At 33.8% G+C, this 19904-nt stretch carries 15 protein-coding genes and 1 riboswitch; of the genes, 7 read left to right on the top strand and 8 right to left on the bottom strand.

What is annotated here, in order from left to right; translation table 11 throughout:
• Positions 1-44 precede the first annotated feature (44 nt).
• On the bottom strand, positions 45-3056 hold the full coding sequence (locus tag LB452_RS05425; protein WP_224460714.1) for a tetratricopeptide repeat protein: 3012 nt from the start codon (positions 3054-3056) through the stop codon (positions 45-47).
• Positions 3057-3209: 153 nt separating this feature from the next.
• Between LB452_RS05425 and LB452_RS05420 the strand changes: the two genes are divergently transcribed.
• The gene (locus tag LB452_RS05420) at positions 3210-3899 is read left to right on the top strand and encodes a cell division ATP-binding protein FtsE (RefSeq protein WP_224460833.1); all 690 of its coding nucleotides are present in this window, start codon (positions 3210-3212) and stop codon (positions 3897-3899) included.
• A gap of 10 nt (positions 3900-3909) precedes the next feature.
• On the top strand, positions 3910-6048 hold the full coding sequence (locus tag LB452_RS05415) for a M3 family metallopeptidase (RefSeq protein WP_224460713.1): 2139 nt from the start codon (positions 3910-3912) through the stop codon (positions 6046-6048).
• A 75-nt stretch (positions 6049-6123) separates the two neighbouring features.
• On the opposite strand, the gene LB452_RS05410 is transcribed toward LB452_RS05415, so the two are convergent.
• Positions 6124-6837, bottom strand: a complete 714-nt coding sequence (locus LB452_RS05410) for a 2OG-Fe(II) oxygenase (protein WP_224460712.1) — start codon at positions 6835-6837, stop codon at positions 6124-6126.
• Positions 6838-7104: 267 nt separating this feature from the next.
• Between LB452_RS05410 and LB452_RS05405 the strand changes: the two genes are divergently transcribed.
• Together LB452_RS05405 and LB452_RS05400 are read left to right on the top strand one after the other, a co-directional pair.
• Positions 7105-7989: a glycosyltransferase family 2 protein gene (locus LB452_RS05405; RefSeq protein ID WP_224460711.1), complete on the top strand. Its 885-nt coding sequence runs from the start codon at positions 7105-7107 to the stop codon at positions 7987-7989.
• Complete coding sequence (locus LB452_RS05400; RefSeq protein ID WP_224460710.1) at positions 7986-8921, top strand: glycosyltransferase; 936 nt, start codon at positions 7986-7988, stop codon at positions 8919-8921. Before LB452_RS05405 ends, LB452_RS05400 begins: the two co-directional genes overlap by 4 nt.
• Positions 8922-8927: 6 nt before the next feature.
• Here LB452_RS05400 and LB452_RS05395 read toward each other — a convergent pair whose 3' ends face one another.
• The 5 genes from LB452_RS05395 to LB452_RS05375 form a co-directional block, all read right to left on the bottom strand.
• Entirely contained in the window at positions 8928-10526 is a 1599-nt protein-coding gene (locus LB452_RS05395) for a sulfatase-like hydrolase/transferase (RefSeq protein ID WP_224460709.1), read from the bottom strand.
• Positions 10523-11332, bottom strand: a complete 810-nt coding sequence (locus LB452_RS05390; RefSeq protein ID WP_224460708.1) for a glycosyltransferase family 2 protein — start codon at positions 11330-11332, stop codon at positions 10523-10525. Before LB452_RS05390 ends, LB452_RS05395 begins: the two co-directional genes overlap by 4 nt.
• A complete protein-coding gene (locus tag LB452_RS05385) occupies positions 11329-12576 on the bottom strand; it encodes an O-antigen translocase (protein ID WP_224460707.1) in 1248 nt (415 codons plus the stop codon). Before LB452_RS05385 ends, LB452_RS05390 begins: the two co-directional genes overlap by 4 nt.
• 163 nt (positions 12577-12739) lie before the next feature.
• Positions 12740-13792 (bottom strand): YncE family protein, encoded by a 1053-nt coding sequence (locus LB452_RS05380; RefSeq protein ID WP_224460706.1) that lies wholly within the window; start codon positions 13790-13792, stop codon positions 12740-12742.
• 12 nt (positions 13793-13804) lie between these two features.
• Positions 13805-15640, bottom strand: coding sequence for a TonB-dependent receptor (locus LB452_RS05375; RefSeq protein WP_224460705.1), 1836 nt, complete (start codon positions 15638-15640; stop codon positions 13805-13807).
• A 36-nt stretch (positions 15641-15676) separates the two neighbouring features.
• Positions 15677-15889, bottom strand: a riboswitch (cobalamin riboswitch).
• Positions 15890-16002: 113 nt separating this feature from the next.
• On the opposite strand from LB452_RS05375, the gene LB452_RS05370 reads away from it, so the two are divergent.
• Genes LB452_RS05370 through LB452_RS05360 form a run of 3 tightly spaced genes read left to right on the top strand, consistent with a single transcriptional unit; the run spans position 16003 to position 18965 of the window.
• On the top strand, positions 16003-17139 hold the full coding sequence (locus LB452_RS05370; RefSeq protein ID WP_224460704.1) for an ABC transporter substrate-binding protein: 1137 nt from the start codon (positions 16003-16005) through the stop codon (positions 17137-17139).
• Complete coding sequence (locus LB452_RS05365) at positions 17132-18154, top strand: FecCD family ABC transporter permease (protein ID WP_224460703.1); 1023 nt, start codon at positions 17132-17134, stop codon at positions 18152-18154. The genes LB452_RS05370 and LB452_RS05365 overlap by 8 nt, the downstream gene beginning before the upstream one ends.
• A 1-nt stretch (position 18155) precedes the next feature.
• On the top strand, positions 18156-18965 hold the full coding sequence (locus tag LB452_RS05360) for an ABC transporter ATP-binding protein (protein ID WP_224460702.1): 810 nt from the start codon (positions 18156-18158) through the stop codon (positions 18963-18965).
• Here LB452_RS05360 and LB452_RS05355 read toward each other — a convergent pair.
• Positions 18962-19858, bottom strand: a complete 897-nt coding sequence (locus LB452_RS05355; protein WP_224460701.1) for a Brp/Blh family beta-carotene 15,15'-dioxygenase — start codon at positions 19856-19858, stop codon at positions 18962-18964. The genes LB452_RS05360 and LB452_RS05355 overlap by 4 nt on opposite strands.
• Between the last annotated feature and the right edge of the window lie 46 nt (positions 19859-19904).

Below are 19904 nucleotides of genomic sequence, written 5' to 3'. Positions count from 1 at the left end.
GCCCTCATATGAGGGCTTTTTGTATGATATGAATTAAAAGACAATTAATTTTGATCTACTTCTACTGAAGAATTAGTTTCTGATGCTTCGGCTTTTATATTCTTCAACAATTGCTGAGCTTCAGATATTGCCTCAGGAAATGACTCGAAGTTCTTGATGATGTTTTCAAGGATGTATGTCGCATTGTAATTATCACCTAAAGCATTAAAGTTTTTCGCCATCAACAATAGTCCCTTTACTCCAAACTCTCTGTATCTGGAATAATTTTTTGTAAGGTCCTGCACTACTTCAGTAGAAGCTTTATAATTACCTGATTTATTTTTGAAGTAAGCATCGTAGTACAATGCTTCAGCTTTAAGCTTTCCTGTAGCTATTTCAGAAACCTCTTGATATGCAGATTCCGCTCGCTTTTCATCACCAACCTTCTGCGAAGATCTTGCAATAAATAGCTTGGCGTCGCTTAATATTTCTTCATCTTTCACATCCTTAGACAAAATTAATTCAGCATAAATAAGGGCTCTGTCATAATTTTCAATTTCATAATAAGCTTTCATAAGATTGGATTGGGCGAACAGGATATTTTGAGAAAAGCTAGCTTCACTTTCCAATCTGGATAAGGTTTCAATGGCCTCATCATAATTTTCATTGGACAAATAAACTTGTGATAATCTTCTCAAAGACTCTTCTGTAAATTCACTTGAGCGACTATTCACTACAGCTTTATAATACGGCAAAGATTCTTGGAAGTTTTCCTGGTTATAAAGTAACTGAGCCAAATAGAAATTTGCCCTTAAACTATTTTTCCCATTAGGAAACTCTTTCAAATAATTTTTAAACCCTGCGATAGCCTTCTGAGTATCATTATCTAAAAATTTATTTTCGGCAGATTCATAAGTTGCTTCTTCAATATCTGAATCTGCAACTTCCACAAAATCTAAAGAATTAACCCAACTTGCATATTGATCAATTTCACCCAAATCAATATAGATCAAACGCACAGTTTGGACAGCCTGTAAAGCCTCTTGTGAATTTGGAAATTCTTTTACTAGTTGCTTGAATTTTTTCAATGCGTCATTATAACTTTCCTTATTATAATAAATCAAAGCCTGTTTTGAAAGGGCTTGAGGATAATACAAGCTCTTTGAATAATTAGATAGAATTCTTTGGTAAGCCTTGATCGCTAGTTCATCTTCCTGTTCGGCAACGTATGTATTTCCTAGCTCGAATAAAGCATCATCTACATAGATAGAACTTGGGTATTTTTCAACAAACAGATTTAGGTTTTGAATTTTCTGTTCATTTCTATCTACAAATCCGTAACTATATGCTTTTTGAAAAAAGGCATAGCCGCTCTTGTATGCCGTCATTGCAATTGCATTATTGTAAGATTCCATAGCAGGCCAATACTCACCAAGAGCAAAATGAGCATCTCCCAGTCTTACATGTGCATCGTGGAGTCTTTGTGATGGTCTTTCGACTTTAATAAAATTCTCAAAGAATGAAATGGATGATCTATAGCTTTTAGTTTTAAAATAGGAATATGCTATATTATAATCTATTGAATAATATTCAGGAAGCTGATTTGCTGTAGACATTCCTTTAAATTCTTTATAACCAACAAGAGCTTCATTATAATTGGCTAAAGCATAATCAACTTCAGCCTTCCAATAAGTTGCTTTAGCTGTATATTCTGAATCTAAACGCTGTGATAGAGATTTATTAAAATAGGTTTTTGCTTCCCGAAGTTGATTATCCTTAAAAAGTTCGATTCCATAATAATATGCTACTTTTTGGAAGGCAACTTTATTGTTGTAATCTCTGCTACCTTCTAGCATTGAAATTGCTTTCTCATAATTTTTGGACGTGAGATAAGAATCAATTAAAAGATCGCCTATACTGTTTATGTCTTTAGAATCAGGATATCTTTCCATGTAAGTCTGAAGTACTTCTGGAACCGAATTGTATGGATTTCCAATCTCGTAACTCAGCTTAGCGTAATTCAAATAAGCGTCTTTTTTTAGGTCATCATTGAAATCCATTTCAGTGACATTCTTGAAAGCATTGAGCGCCTGAGTTTTTTTATCAGTTTTCAAATAAGATTTAGCTAAGTGATAATAAGCATTCTGTGCAACAGCATCTTGACCGTCTAAAATTTTTGAAAATTCATCAATTGCAGATTCGTAATCTCCAGTTTCATAATAAGCATAACCAAGCTGGTAGTAATCTGTGTTATTCCACTTTCCCCTATCTCCTCTATATTCCTTCAGGTATTGAATCGCCTCAGGATATTGCTTGAGGTTAAAATAGCTTTCTCCTATGATTTTATTGAGTTGTGAACGTTCTCTGGCATTGGATATTTTCAGTTGATCAAGACCCAATTCGATAGCTTTTTCAAAATTTCCCAATTTGAAATTCATATCGCTTTGGAAATAAGAAATGTTATTCCCTCTTACACCTTCCCTCCTAGCCTCGTCAAATAATTCTGAAGCAGACTCATATTCATTTTCTTCATATGCAATAAAACCAATATAGTATTTAGCCTGTGCTCCATACTCCTTGTCATTTCTTATATTTTCGAATAATTGCTGAGCTTTTTTATAATTCTTTGTTCTGAAATTTGTGTACCCGTAATTGAATTGGTAAGTCTTAAGTTCGTCTCTTGATAAAGAACTTGTATTCACCTGACTTAACCACTTGTTTGCCTTATTAAAATCTTTATTTTGAAAATAATAATTACCAACCTCTAAATAAGCTTTGTTGGTTTTTAAACTTGTTGGATTATTTTTGATGAATTTTTCCATCATCTCATCAGCCTGCGGTTGGCCAAGTTCAATGGCTGATTTTGCAAGAAAGTAATCAATATTTGACTTTAACTGATCACTTTCAATATCCGGATAAATTCTTCGAAACGTTTTACTCGCAATTTCAAATTGATTCTGATTGAAGAAGTTAATTGCTTCTTGGTATTCACCAATCACATCTACTTTCTGCTGACTTTGCTGAGCGTATACTGATGTAAAGGCAATAAAGATTATTGAAAAGAAAATTTTAGGCATTTTAAGACGTTTTATTTAGTATCAATCAAAGATAAAATTATATATGCATATAACGCTGAGCCTTAATTTTAATTATGATGATTATGAAATTGATTTTTTCCAGCTCAATGAAATAATCCTATATTTATGCTCACAATATTTCTAGAAATCCATATGACCGAAACCATTCTTGAACTTAACAACGCCAGTATATTCCAGAGAGAAACTTTAATTTTATCTGATGTGAATATCGAAATTAAAAAAGGGGAATTTGTTTACCTTATTGGTAAAACAGGAACAGGAAAGAGTAGTTTCATGAAAACACTTTACGCAGATTTACCGCTAAAAAGTGGATTTGGACAAATTGTTGGATTCGAGTTGAAAGATCTTAAGGATAAAGAGATCCCATTCCTGAGACGAAAACTAGGAGTCGTATTTCAAGATTTTAAACTATTAAATGATAGAAATATAAATGAAAACTTATTTTTTGTTCTGAAAGCAACTGGCTGGAAAGACAAATCCAAGATGCAAAAAAAAATTGATGAAGTTCTTGATAAAGTAGGTATGAAAACTAAAAGTTTTAAATTTCCTTATCAACTTTCTGGCGGAGAACAACAGCGAGTAGCTATCGCTAGAGCTTTGCTAAACGATCCAGAACTTATTCTTGCAGATGAACCTACTGGAAACCTAGATCCTCAAACTTCTGTAGAAGTCATGCAGGTTCTTCAAGAAATTAATGCCAACGGAAATACTATTTTAATGGCAACTCATGATTATGCCTTATTATTAAAATTTCCATCAAAAACTTTAAAATGCGATGGTCAACGTCTATTTGAAGTCGTCCAAAAACAACAACAGCAATAAACTATAATTTATGAAAATTTATTCGAAGCTAATCGTATTGAGCTTGCTTACATTAAGTATAGCATGCAAACAAAAATCTAAAGAAAACTCAATGAAAGAAAATTCACTTCTTAAAGAATGGGATGGTCCTTATCAAGGAGTTCCAAATTTTGAATCCATGAATCTTGAAGATCTGGAGCCAGCGATGGATTATGCTATCGAAAAACATCTTTCAGAAATCCAGGATATTGCAAATTCTACTGAACCCGCTACGTTTGAAAATACCATAGAAGCTATGGAAAGAGCTGGAAAACTAGTGGACAGAGTGTATACATACTATGGAATCTGGAGTAGTAACTTATCTTCTGATAAATTCAGAGAAATTCAACAAAAATTATCTCCAAAATTATCAGATTACCAGTCTAAAATTCGCCAAAACGAGAAGTTATTCAAAAGAATAAAAACAGTTCACGATAATAGTTTAGAAGAAAACTTAAAACCTCAAGAGCAACGGGTTGTTGAGTTAGTTTATAAGTCTTTTGAAATGAATGGGGCAAATTTAAATGATGAAGACAAAGCCCGTTATGCTGAAATCAATAAAGAATTATCTAAATATTATACAGATTTCTCAAACAATATACTTCACGACGAGGAAAACTATGTCACTTTTCTAAATGAAGACCAACTAAGTGGCTTGTCTGATTCTTTTATTAAATCTGCAAAAAAAGAAGCCGAAAGGCAAGAAAAACCAGGCCAATATGCTATTGTAAATACGAGATCTTCTATGGATCCTTTTCTTACTTATTCCGATGAAAGAGAGTTGCGTGAGAAAGTTTGGAGAAACTATTACTCCAGAGGTGATAACGAAGATGAGTACGATAATAATGAGTTGATAAAGAAAATATTGAAGCTTAGAGATGAGCGCGTAGAGTTATTAGGATATGATAATTATGCACAATGGAGACTTCAGGATAGAATGGCAAAAAATCCTGAGAATGCCATGAATTTATTGATGGCTGTGTGGCCTCCTGCAATAGCAAGAGTTAAGGAGGAAGTTGAGGATATGCAAGAAGTAGCCAACGACGAAAATGCTGAAATTGAAATAGAAGCCTGGGATTACCGCTATTACGCAGAAAAAGTAAGACAAGAAAAATATGACCTTGACTCGGAAGAAGTCAAAAATTACCTGGTTTTAGACAATCTTACAGATGCCATTTTCTATGTGGCCGGAAGACTTTTTGATTTTGAATTTTCTGAAATTACAGATGGAAGTGTTCCTGTATTTCATGAGGACGTGAAAGTATTTGAAGTTACCAAATCTACAGACGGTAGTCACGTAGGCTTGTTTTATCTAGATCCATATGCAAGAAAGGGAAAACGATCCGGTGCTTGGGCAACTACTTACCGTTCTTACACTAGTTTCGATGGTGAAACCAATGTTCTGGCGTCAAATAATTCAAATTTTGTAAAAGCTGGAGAAGGTGAACCCGTATTGGTTTCTTGGGATGATGCTGAAACCTTCTTTCATGAGTTCGGTCATGCCTTACACTTCTTGAGTGCAGATGTAAAGTATCCAACATTGAACGGTGGTGTAAGAGATTATACTGAATTTCAATCTCAGTTGCTAGAAAGATGGATTTATACAGATGAAGTGATCAACAATTACCTAAAGCATCATGAAACAGGCGAACCGATGCCGAAAGAGCTTATAGCAAAAATAAAGAAAGCTTCAAAATTCAATCAGGGGTTTGCCACTACTGAGTTTTTAGCTTCAGCTATTATGGACATGAAGTATCATACAACAGATCCGAGTGAAATAGATCCTAAAACTTTTGAAAAGGAAACTTTGGACGACTTAGGAATGCCAAAAGAATTGGTGATGCGTCATCGCTCTCCACACTTTGGACATGTTTTTTCAGGTGAAGGTTATGCCACAGGTTATTATGGTTACCTATGGGCAGATGTACTAACTTCTGATGCAGCTGAAGCCTTCGCGGAAGCTGAAGGCGGATTTTATGATGAAACCTTATCCAACAAACTGGTTGAATTCCTTTTTGCTCCAAGAAATGCAATTGATCCTGCTGAGGCTTACAGATTATTTAGGGGAAAAGATGCAGAAATTGATGCGTTGATGAGAGATAGAGGTTTTCCTGTTCCAAAAGAAAACTAAAGCATTTGAAAGTATGCAGTCCTATTCATTTGAATTTTTGAGGTAAGCCCTTGGGAGTTAAATCAAAGCAAAAGATTAATCTTCATCTTTTTTGTAAACATGAGGATTCTTGATGATCCCTTTTTTGAACACTTTTCGAATTCCCATTCGAATGCTACTATCTAGCTTCAAGATTTTATCTTTTAAAGCTTCTTCTGGTCGCCCTCGAAATGATGTGACGTGAAATTCATCGTCCTCGCGAAATGGTTTTTCTGAAAAGTAATAGTTGGATATGCAACATCGAAAACCTTCGTGTGTAACAGGTGAAACCGAATGAAGAGATTCTTGATGTGTTGCCATGACTACCAATCGATTAAATTTAGAATGTATAGTAATGGCTTCCTTGTTTAATCCATTTGGCCATAACTCTAAGTTTCCACCATAAGCTTTTTCCCAAGATGGTGTGATGTAATATAAGAGATTTAAAACTCGCCAAAGCTTTCTATCTTTATCATGTGAATTGTCTAAATGAGGATTCAAAAATTGATTTTTGCCCATGCTAGAGAGTCCTCCTGCATAGAGATGTTCATCTGGAAGTGCTGATTCAATTCCGCATATTTCAGAAATCAATTCTACAACTCTTAAATCCTGAAAGGCATAGATGCACTCCTCGAGCATTGCATTGTACTTATCCATTTTAAAACCTACATACTTATCTTCTCTAATGCTTTTTTTATGCATCATCTCAGAACTCTTTGGAAACACATCAAAAAGTTGTTTGGCAAATTCAACAGGAAGTAACTCGTCCAAATAGAAATAAGGGATCGTATTTGTATTATTTTGGAATTGACGTACAATCTCTTCTCGATTGCTATCAAGATGATTGTAAATATGCTTTGCTATTTGTTGTCGATTTTTAATAACACATATGAATTTGGTTAACTTTGTAAAGTTAGTTAAAATCTAAAATTGTACAGATATACCAAATATGAATTCAAATGTTGCATAGATACTCCTTTAAATACCTGGCTGAAATATGCAACCACTCATGTACTCCAAAAAAACACCTAATTTGATATGCTTTCTATATTAATTCCTGCATACAATTTTGATATTTCTCCACTGATAAAAGAATTATATCATCAATCTTTGGTCTTGAATGAAACTATAGAAATCATAGTTTTTGATGACCATTCAAGTTTCTTTGTTGAAGAAAATAGAAAAGTAGCTCAAGAATTTAATCTAAATTATAGGTATTTAGACCAAAATTTAGGTCGAGGCAGAATTATTAATTTATTAGCAGAACATGCTAATTTTGAATATTTACTTATTTTAGATTGCGATGTAATGCCAAATTCCAATTCGTTTTTGACCAACTATTTATCAAAAATCACTAAAAAAACTGAGGCCATTTATGGCGGAAGAAAGCATGAGTATTCTATAGAACATAAGAATAAATTGAGGTGGAAATATGGCTACTACAAAGAAGACAAAACGGTAGTAGAACGCTTAAAAAAGCCTTATTTATCAACATTAACAAACAATCTACTTATTAAGAAAGAGCTATTTGAGCAAATAAAATTTAATGAAATTCTCACCAAATACGGACATGAAGACACTTTATTTGCATATGAATTGAAAAAAAAGCGAAGTCATATAGAACATATAAACAATCCGGTTATTCACAAAGACATAGATGAGGATTCTGTGTTTATTGATAAAAATGAATTTTCTTTAAGAAATTTGAAAACTATCTACGATTCAAAATTGATTCCCTCTGATGAAATTCAAATTTTGAATGTTTTTGAAAAAATAAAATCTCTTAAACTTGAAGGAATTTTCGCTCGTACATTCATTTGTTTTGAAAATCATATCAGAAATAGATTGACATCAGATAGAAACACTGTGACCTTATTCAATATCTATAAATTAGGCTATTTCTGTAAAATCAACAGGCAATGAGTCACTTCTTCTCTGTTGTTATCCCTCTTTTTAATAAAGAAAATTATATACTAAAAACTTTAGATAGTGTATTAAAACAAGAGTATAATGATTTTGAAATCATAGTAATAAATGATGGTTCCTCGGACAGTAGCCTAGAAAAAGTAAAGTCTGTAAAAGATTCAAGATTAAAAGTAATCTCTCAAAAAAACCAAGGTGTTTCGGTAGCCAGAAACAAAGGCATCTTTGAGGCGAAAGGTCAATACATCGCCTTGCTAGATGCTGATGACTATTGGTATCCCCATCACCTCAATTCTCTTAAGCAGCTCATAAAGTTATTCCCAAATGCTGGCTTTTATGGAGATAGGTATGAAATAAATAGCAAAGATAACGCTACTCGTCTGGCTGTTTTGCCTAACTACATTGAAAACAAACCTGTGATTATTAGAGATTATTTTAAAGAAAGTTTAGCCGATCCCATACTATGTTCATGTACATGTGCCTTTAGAAAAGATGTGTTTTTTGAGATTGGTAAATTCGATCCTAAGCTAAGAACCGCTCAAGATTTAGATTTCTTCGTACGAGGAGCTTTAAAGTTTCCTGTTGCTTTTCATCCAAAAGTAGGTTTAAAATACATAAAAGACAGTGAAAACAATTTAGCAAAATCAAAATTCAATTCAGATCGGTTTTATTTTGTTTCTAAATATAAACTAGAAGAAAGGCAACATCCGTCTTTAAAAAATTACCTTGACGTCAATAGATATGCTTTGGTGATTCGATGCAAACTAGAGGGTGATATATTATGGAAAAAAGTGATTTCAGAAATAGACCCTCAAAATCTCAATAATAAACAAAAATTTCTGTTGAAGTTACCTCCCTTATTGTTGAGATTCTTAAAAACCATTCAAATTTTATTAATGAGAAGAGGTACGTATCTAACAGCTTTTAGATAAATCTGTTCAATTATTTTGTGATGTATTTTCAAAATATAAGTCGTAGTCGATATCGTTGGCTATGATTCGTTTATGAGGCCTAAAATCTTCAGAAAAAATGCTTTTGGTAGAATCAAATCCCTCAAATTTGATTTTATTTAGATCTGAGAAACTATGCATAAAATATTGAACTGAATATGGTGATTTAAGGTTGCTAGTCAAAGGCTTACTATTTTTAAATTTAGAATTTGTCCAAAGAAAGAAAGGAATTTCATACATGGATTTTGTCGGATTGTCATCCATGTGCCCTGCAAAATCTATATCAGTAAAAACCTCTTCGCCATGATCTGAAAAATAAATCATGTAAGAGGGTTCTTCTAAGACTTGTAGTTTTTTATGAATCTGTTCTATAAAGTGATCATAATACAGTATTGCATTATCGTAATCATTTGACAATTGTTGAGCTCGAACATTTTTAAAATTTGACGGACTCTCACCTTTAAATTTTTGAAAAGACTCCGGATACCTATCCGAGTACTTCATATGTGTTCCGAGGGGATGTAAAACAACAAATTTCAGAGGAGCATCATCATCAAGCGCCTTTTCAAATAAAGGAATTAACACCTCATCATGTGGTGTAATACTTCCATCAAGAGCCGTATTTTTAATTTGGTATACATCGCTTGCAGATGCAATTTTTGTAACCAAACTTTCGTACTCTCCAATTGGTCTTTGATTGGAAATCCAAAAGGTTTTAAAACCTGCTTGGTTCATTAGCTGAATAATTGAAAAATCATTCATATCACTTAATCCGTTCAAAGTCAATACTTTTCTGAGAGAACCAATTGTAAATGCATTTGGGCTAATAACGTCATCGTAAACCTTCAAATTACTCTGAATGCTCTTAAGATAAGGCGTTGTATTTCTAGAGTATCCATAGAGACTCAACCGGCTTCTTGTAGTAGATTCTCCGAGTATAAGTACAAAAGTTGCTTTTTCTAAGTTATCGTTGAAAGAGAAACCTTTTATATCTACTATAGATTTATCAATATTGAATGAGTCAATTTCTTTGTATTCAATTATATATTCTTTGATAGATCTCAAAGTCAAGAATGCAAAGTTGTACTGAATGTATCCGGTTTTTAAAAGAAAAACTACAGATAAAATAAGAGTGAAAAATGGCAATAACTTTCTTTTGAAATTCGATACATCAATATTTAAGGCAATACCATTAGCAAAGAATAAGATGATAAATATTAGATATCCAATTACCATAATCAGTATGGAAGGATTAAAATAGAATTCAAAAAATTCTTTGGACTCTGCAAGATTAGTTTCTAGCAATATATATATGGATGAAGCACTTAGGTTAGCTTTGAAAATGTAGTAATAAATAGTCTCTATGAGACAGCTGAGAGTCCATAACACATAGAAAAGGTATTGAATAATCCTCCTGATTTTAGCAGTTAAAAGTAGTAGTATAGATAGTAGAATAAGAAGCGTGAAAAAGTTTTCAAGCGCATTACCTAAAACTACTCTATTCCAACCAAAACTTAATCCTTGAAGGACTAGCGAGGTAAATAGTGGAAACATCCATAAGATTATAAATTTATACTTTTGATTCATCTATTGGTTTTTATGATCTCTAAAATTCCTTCATAACCGTATCGATAAGTCTTTAGCATATCTACAAAAGGTATATAATCGTACCTGTAAAGAAAAAAAATGTACTTAAGCAGCCAAAGATAGGCCCATTTTTTATACACTAAGTACTTATAGGCTGTGATAGCTCTTACTAAATCTGGCCTCCCCATATCTGAAGTAGAGGTTTTTCCCTTGTGAATCAATATCGGTGTTCTTACAAAAACCACTTTTAGACCTCGGGAAATAAACACATGCCTTAAAACCTGTTCTTCTGCACAAACAAATTTAGCACCAAGTCCAAAATCAACATTAAATCTCAGCTTATGGTGTTGAATGTGGCTGGCTTTAAAGGTCATTTCTACAGATGACAAATATTGCTTAGTACGTTTGATATATCCTTCTTTTCTAGGGTATATTTTGCTCAATTTATGATTTTCATCCAAATACTGAAAAGAAATCAAGCTCGCTTGATCATACTTTTCATAGGCTTCCAGAATGGTCTTTTCAAAATTTGGTAAATATTGAATATCATCATCAGCGATAACCAAAATATCTCCGATTGCGTTTTCAATAGCCAAATTTCGACTTTTACTCAGACCAGACTCTCTGGAATTGATAACACGAATACTTTCAACGTCAGAAACTAAGTCTTCATTCAATTGAGTTTGATTCACTATCAAAATTTGAAGATCTACCAGTTCATGATGTGGGAACATGGCTTTCAGGAATGAAATATCTTTCCTGTTCATCGTAGAGATAAGTATTTCTAAAGTTGGTTCTGAGTTCATTGCTTTTCCAATATCAAAGCCTTTCTGAAAACGGTTAAAATTAAAATAAAGTATAAAAAATAAGTAAGGGCATGTCCTAAAACAACACCTTCAAGTCCAACAATAGGTATAAAATATAAAGCTGACAAATACAGTCCTAAAGCTAAAAACAAATCTGTGATTATATAATGCCACATCATTTTCTTGGCATGAAACTGATATACCATCACCAAAGCTAAAACTCTAAAAAAGTCACCAACAATTTGCCACAAAAATAAATCTACTGCAGGTAGGAATTCTTCAGAAAACACCAATCTAACAATCCATTCTCTTAACAAATAAACTATAACTAATCCTAATATAAAAAACGGTAATACTTGCTTGTAAAATGTAAATACAATGCTTCTGAATTCTGATTGAGTCGTTGCACTGGCCAATTTCGGTAAAACATAAAGATTCAATAATGACAGAACAAACATCAAATAATAATTGGATATCCTTAAAGTAGATTCCCAGTAGCCTGCACCAACTTCACCGATAGTATTTATCAAAAAACTTCGAATTCCTAAAAAAACCAGAGGGAAACTCACACTGGAAATCAAAGTCATAAAAGCAAATTGTCCTAAATTCTTCAGCATTGGAGATGAAAACTCACTCAGCGAAAAAGACTTTAATATTCCAAAGTGGTTTCGCACATAATATAAAGTAAAAAAAAGCATCATTGAGGGGACCAAGACTACAGCCAATAAGGCACCTTCAAGATCCATGATGGAAAGCAAAATAGCAAATACTGAAAGATTTAAAATATGGGCAGAAATATTAATTTTAATAACGTTACCAAATTCGCTAAACCCTTTGAGTACTGACATCAAGTAGATATTCATCACATGCAGCGGTAAAACAAAGGCTGAGATTTGGATGACATTTACAAAGTTTCTGTTTCCGAAAATCAATGTGCTGATCCAGTCTGAAAAGAAGAAAATAGCACTAATACTGATGACACAAGTCACCAATCCAAAATATAACAAAGTGGATAAAAATTGTGAAAAAGCCTGTGGTTTTGTTTTATTTTCTGCCGAATATTTTACTACTGCATTCGTTAAACCCCCGCTAGAGAATTTATGGAAGATGTCCAAAGCGTTTCTCAAATTGCCAAGAACAGCGATGCCTTGTGGACCAAGATAAAGTGCTGTCAATTTGGAAACTCCTAAGCCAGTAATCATCTTTACCACCACTGAAAAACTGTTGAAAGAACTTACTTTCAAAAAAGTGGAATGTTGTAAGAGCGTTTTTAGTCGTTTTAGCAAGTTTAAATCTTGGATATGATAAATTCGAAATTACAAATTTTATGTTAATAGAATACATGATAAACAAAAACAGCTTTACACATTTCTGCATAAAGCTGTAATTAAAAATTAGGATAAAGAATTATTGAAAATAAAAGCCGTTTGGATTTAGACCAACTGTAAAGTCGGCTAATAGATCTCCGGAAGAAGAATAAATAAATACTGACCCGTTAGAGGCAAAGTCTGCAGCATCAGCCAAATAAAATTGACCTTCATTGACATCAAATCCATAAAGTGTTCCATTAGTAAGTTCACTTTCATAATCAAAAATGATTTCTGATGATAATTCAGTTGCAGATAGAGAAGAAGAATAAACTGCTGTTCCAGAAGTGTAATACATCTGTCCGCTTTCTATCCTTAAATTATTGAGTGAGACCGAGTTTTCAGGTTTATTTATTGTAGTTTCAATATTAAAATCTGCTGTATTTATAATCTTCACACCATCATCATCTAGAGCATAAATTTTATTATTGAAAGCTTTTAAGGAATTTAAATTATCACCTACCTGTATTACGTCTTCAATGCTATTGCTTGAAGGATTAAAAACAGAAACACTATTAACTGGATTTTCACTACCAAAGAGGGAAGGATTTTGTATATAAATAGTTTCATTTGCATTTACAATATGCTCTGCTACTGCACCTAATAAGACCGTTTCTTCTACTTGTAGAGTTTCAAGGTCGATAACCGCTACAAAATCATCTTGATCTGAATTAAAAGCAGCCTGATTTGTGACGTAAGCTTTTCCATTAAGAACAGTTCCATAACGTGGGACATTTAGATCGCCTTCTATAGTTTCCATCAATTTGAAGGTAAATCGATTGACTACACTAATTTTATTTGAACCATTGGAGATGATAAAAGCTCTATCACCATCAAAAAATATAGATTGAGGAAATAATCCAACGCTTTGATCGGCATTGGTATTTTCAAAAATAGAATTTTCTACTTCGCTGAGGTCATTCGAAATAAAAGAAACCGAAGAGCTCCCTGAGAACCCTCCTTCATTTAGAATAAGCGTTCCATCAAAATAATCACCATCAGGAATAAAAGGTTCATTATTGTCATCATCACTATTACAGGATACGATGAGGATGGATAAAAGCAATAAAAATAAGTTTGAATACTGTTTCATTTAATCTGGGTTTTAAAAATTAAGTTGTGTTTGTATAAAAAAATGCCTTCCTGGCAAGGGTCTGTTTTCTAAAGTTTGATAAGGTGTATCTGCTATATTTCTCACTTGAAATGATAATTTTAAATCTTGAAATTCTGGGAGCAAGTATGAAACGCTAGCATTCCAAAGCATATAATCTTCCAAAATATCACCTTCACTATTATTTGCTCTGGTAAAAACTTCTCCATTAAATAAACTTTGAACTTTAGTTGAAAATCGTCCGAATTCGTAAGTCAGGTTATTTGTCAACTGATGCTTGGGAACATACGTGAGCTGAAAACCAGTTTGCTTGTTTTCTGAAATGGTATACGCATATAAGGAATTAATTCTCAACTTATGCTCACCATATTGTAGCTGACTTCTGAAGTTTGCTTCCAATCCATAAGTTTCGACTTTATCAACATTTTCGGGTTGCCAAATATTTTCTGTATTTGGTGTCCACCGAATCAAATTGGTAATATCATTGTAATAGCCAGTAAGCGACAACTGATGTTTGTCTTTGGTATCCGAAAAAATTAGCGAAGCCTCTGCTTGATTGGAAGTTTCTGGCAACAAATCCGTTCTTCCACTTCCCTCCCAGTACAAATCATTGAAAGTGGGTATTCTAAAGTTTTTGGATACGTTTGCTTTAGCTGTCACATAATTTGAAAATTCATAATTCAATCCAGAACTGAATAAAAACGGGCTGTCATAAACATCAGAATATTCTTGTCGAACGCTAACTTCTGCAGTAAGATCATTCCAATGGTATTTGCTTAAAAGAGCAAAACTGGCAATCGTCCGGCTTTCTGAAAGCACATTAGCTCCATCTGCAGTACTATAATTATATTCACTCAACACATTAAAATCAAAATCTCTGTACGTATAAAACAAGCTATATCGAGCTAGAGCAGTTTGAGCGGTCGCTCCAGTTGGTCTGGGAGTATTCACATTAGCAGTATATTCGAAAAACTCATCAAAATAAGCGAGTTTGAAAACTGATTTCACTTCAGAAAAGCGACTCTCCCATTCCAACATGTGTCGATGATCCTCATTAGCATAGTTAGAAGGAGTATCCGATGGGAATACCAAAGAAAAATTTCTATCCCCATTGAAATACATCCCATGGTAAGTAATTCGATTATTTTGATCTATTTTTCGGGAAACACTTAAGTTGGCATTATAGTGTTCAAACTCACCGTTAAGGTTTTGCCTATTGGTTCCAGGCCAGTCGTAGTCATTTTCAGAAGAAAGTCGGGATAAAGCCAAGGATAAACTCCACTTATCATTAGAGGTTGAAGCTTTGAGTAAATTTTGATAAGTTGAAAAACTGCCTACTCTAGCGCTTAAACTTGAATTGGTTTCACCGGAAAATCTCAATTCATTTTTTAGGTGGATACTTCCGCCGATGGCTCCTGTTCCATAAATCACACTTCCCCCACCTGGTCTCACAGATAGCTCATCAAATCCATCGACCAACAGAGTATTGAAATCAGTTTGACCATTAAATTGTGAGTTGATATTAAAACCATTCCAAACCACTGCAGTTTGTTGAGCTGTTGTCCCTCTAAAACTAGGAGACGAAACCATACCATAGCCGTTTTGCTTGAAGAAAATAGGCGTGTTTTCCTTCAAAACGTCTGTCAGCAGACCTGGTGTCTCCTTCAAAGTTTGGCTGGAAATAGATTGTAGGATCTGACCCGTCGAAAACCGATTAATTTGACGGTCAACTACAAAAACTTCATCCAATTTCTGGATAGAATCCAACTGTGAGTAACTTAGCGTCGTAATAAAATACGCCAAGGCACTGTAAATTATAGAGTACTTCATACACCACTCGACCTTTATCCCGAAAGTCTTCGTTTTAAAAAATTACACATTGAGGCAGGTCTCCTGGCTTGCGTCTTTATTCAACCTTCCCATTCCGAGGAACAGTGGTTACGAAGTTGAGGAATAAAGCATACGCCATTGGCGTACTAAGCTTACAGTTGCGGGAACAGCTTCCGATTTTAACGGAATTCCCTTTTAATCTTCAAAAGTTGAAACAAACTTTCGAGAACCAAAATGCATTACAAAAGTATACATTTCTTAAAGAAAGCCTTCATTTTGTGGCTGGAATTTTAAAATGCTTAAAATTTAGGCGGATTAGATTCAAAATAAATAATCATACTTTTGTCAAAACTTCAAACTGAATGAAACCACTATTAGTTTTTATTATCTTTTCATGTTTTTTTGCGTGTAAAAAAGTAGAAGAATCATCTAATGACAATCAAAACTACACTGAAATTGAAATAGAATATGCTAATGGATTTGAAATCCACGAGTATCCTGAATTCACTAAAGTGACGGTTCACTCTCCTTGGCAAAATGCCAAAAAGGATATTGTATACCTATTAACTAAAGAAAACGGTAAAATTCCTGATAACATTACTTACGATGTCATGATTCAATTACCCATAAAAAGTTTGGTTACTACCTCTACAACTCATATTCCTTCGCTCATCACATTAAACAAATTGGATCGATTGGTCGGTTTTCCTAAACTCAATTATATTTCTTCTGAAGAAGCCAGAGTAATGATTAATGATGGAAAAATAACAGAGTTGGGGAAAAATGAATCCCTCAATACGGAAGTTCTACTTTCGGTCCAACCCGATGTGGTATTCAGTTTTGCTATTGAAGGACAGAATAAAACTTTGAATCAGATTCAAAATTCAGGAATACCTGTAGTATACAACGGAGATTGGTTAGAAAACGATGCTTTAGGTAAAGCTGAGTGGATTAAATTTTTCGGAGTATTTCTTGGTGAACTGGAAGCTTCGGTTCAGGCTTTTGATGAAGTTGAGTCAACTTACAATTCAATAAAAAAATTAGCTACCGAAATCTCTGACCAACCTACGGTTATTTCTGGAGCCATGCATCAAGACCGTTGGTACCTGCCTTATGGAACAAGCTGGCAAGCTCAATTTTTCCAAGATGCAAATGCGGATTATATCTACAAGCATACCGAAGGAAAAGGCAGCGCTGCTTATTCTTTTGAAACCGTTTTGGAAGATGCTCAAAACGCAAAATTCTGGATATCTCCTGGTCAATTCACATCCTATGATCAGCTGTTGGAAAGCAACACACACTATAATGAGTTTGAAGCTTTTCAGGAAAAAAATATATTTACTATGGCCAGAACGACTGGAGAAACTGGTGGTGTTTTGTTTTACGAATTAGGCCCAAATCGACCAGATTTGATCCTAAAAGATTTAGTGAAAATTTTCCACCCAGAACTTTTAGAAAATGAAGAATTCACTTTTTTTAAGCCCTTGAGTCTTGAGTAAAGCCTTTATAAACCACTTTCTTTTGTTTATCGTATTGCTCGTTGGTATCATACTGAGTCTGTCTTTAGGGTCTGTTTCCATTCCATTTCAAGACATCTTAAAAAGTTTGTTTGGTTTATCGATCGAGAACTCAACCTGGGACTATATCATTGTTAATTATCGACTTCCTAAAACAATAACCGCCATTCTGATAGGTTCTGGTCTTGCAGTGAGCGGTCTCTTGATGCAAACATTATTTAGAAATCCACTAGCTGGACCTTATGTACTTGGATTAAGTAGCGGTGCAAGCTTAGGTGTTGCTTTTTTGATTATGGGTGCAAGTTTATTATCAGGTTTTTTTGGGGAGTTTTTGTTTTCAAAATGGGCCATTATCCTATCGGCCAGCGGTGGAAGTTTAGTTGTAATGTTGGCTGTTCTCTCCACTGCACAAAGAGTAAAAGACACGATGACTTTACTTATCATAGGGTTAATGGTAGCAAGTCTTACCTCGGCAATAGTCAGTGTTTTGGCATATTTCAGCAGTTCCAATGAACTTCAGCTTTATATTTTTTGGTCTTTTGGAAGTTTAGGCAATTTATCCTGGCAGGAAGTTGGAATCTTATCCATTTGCTGGTTTATCGGATTAAGCTTTGCTATCTTTTGTCTCAAAAATCTCAATGCCTTATTGCTCGGCGAGAATTACGCCAAAAGTATGGGAGTGCAATTGAAAAAAAACCGGATTTTAATTATAGTTTCAACTTCTATTTTAGCTGGAAGTGCTACTGCACTTGCTGGACCAATAGCTTTTGTAGGCTTGGCCGTACCGCATTTGGTAAGACAACTCGTCCCCACCAATGACCATAGAATTCTTTTACCAAGTATCATTTTAGGCGGTGCAATATTGATGCTTTTTTGTGATATTATTGCTCAACTACCAGGATCTGAAAGTACATTACCAATAAACGCTGTCACCTCCATATTTGGAGCTCCAGTTGTGATATGGTTGTTATTAAGAAAACGAAAATTGAATTTTTAATATGTCTTCTGAATTTAATCACGATAAAATTTTGCTTTCAACTTCTTCTTTAAACGTTGGTTACAGAGAAAAAAGAAGCACAATTTCTGTTGCTGAAGCGATTAATTTTGAAGTCAAAACAGGAGAGCTTGTAGCTTTAATAGGTGTAAACGGTTCTGGTAAGTCGACTTTGCTTAAAACACTTTCGGGCCAAATTCCTGCCTTGTCTGGAGAAGTAAAAATTGATCATCAGTTATTGTCAGGACTCCTTGATAAAGACTTAGGTACATATTTAAGCCTCGTTTTAACCAATGAGCCTGTGTCAAGACAACTGACTGTTATGGAATTGGTTGCTTTGGGTAGGCATCCTTACACCAACTGGATGGGACAGTTGAGCAAAATAGATATTGAAAAAGTTAACAAAGCATTAAGTCAGGTGGACTTAGTTCAAAAGGAAGATAAATTGTGCGACTCCTTAAGTGATGGTCAATTTCAAAAAGTATTGATCGCAAGGGCTTTGGCTCAAGATACCCCATTAATTTTGATGGATGAACCCACCACACATCTCGATATGTTTCATAAAGCCTATGTTCTACAACTGCTTAAGACCATAGTAAAAACCTCTCAAAAAAGCATTCTTTTTGCATCTCACGAAATCAATTTAGCGCTTCAGCTTTGTGATAAAATCATACTAATCGATGAAGGAAAAGTTGATTTTGGAACTCCTTCAGAATTAATTCAAAAGGGAGCTTTTAAAACTTTATTTCCAGCTGATTTCATTGTGTTTGATGAAAACAGTAAAACTTTTAGAATGAAAATTCAAAACGATTAACGACGGTCAAATAATTTTCTCATAATGAATACATGAGGAAAAGTAATTGCGGCAATGAATGCAAAAAGCAAGGACAGAAAATTTTTGGTGTCTTTAAATAACCAAACAACCACTATCATACCGAGAATTGAAGCTAGCCAGTAAGGAAATGCTTTTTTAAAGTATTTCATGAAATTTTTAAAATGAAATTTACCGTAAAGCGAGTTCACTTGATCTTTTAGTGATGGAATGCTATGCCAGAGGACAAAATATGCAGCAAAACCCCACACTACGTCACTCAAATAAAAAAGTACTGTAAACATGACCAAGTACAAGATATTGACCAATGCTGAGGATTTTAACTTAGAATTATTTATAGAGTTAAAATAAAATAGGATTAAGCTTGAAATAAATGATGCTATTAATACAATGAGAAATAGAGAATCAGGGACCGTGTAATTAGTCATGTCTTTTATAATAACAATTACCTCTTCCAGGTTCAAGTACAAGAGGAGGAATAAAATTAAAAGCCCATAACTCAAATAGAAGAAAGACGCTAAAGTTGAAGATTGATTGGTAATTTTACTGTGAAAGTGCTGTTCTCCAAAATGATAACCACTAATAAGTACAAAAGCAATTAATGCAAACAATGGAATAACGTAAAAGACCACTACAAAGGTAAAGACTACTCCTAAGTAAGTGAAGAGTGATTTCAAAAATTGTTTTTGTTTATCGTTATGGTTTAATTTCTCTATCACAAAAAGGTCATTAGAACCGTGTAAAATACCAAAACTAAAGATTCCCAATAAAGCTATAACATACTGAAGATCTTGTGAAAAGATTTCGGTTGCGCCAACTGCGAAAAGGGTTAAGAGAATTATGTAATTATAGAATTTCTGCTTGTAATCATTCATATATTACAAAAATAATTCAAAAAATTTTCTAAAAGTAAAATTTCAT

The organism is Psychroflexus longus, assembly GCF_020164595.1.
GTDB classification, from domain to species: domain Bacteria; phylum Bacteroidota; class Bacteroidia; order Flavobacteriales; family Flavobacteriaceae; genus Psychroflexus; species Psychroflexus longus.
This window is presented reverse-complemented; position numbering and strand designations above follow the sequence as displayed.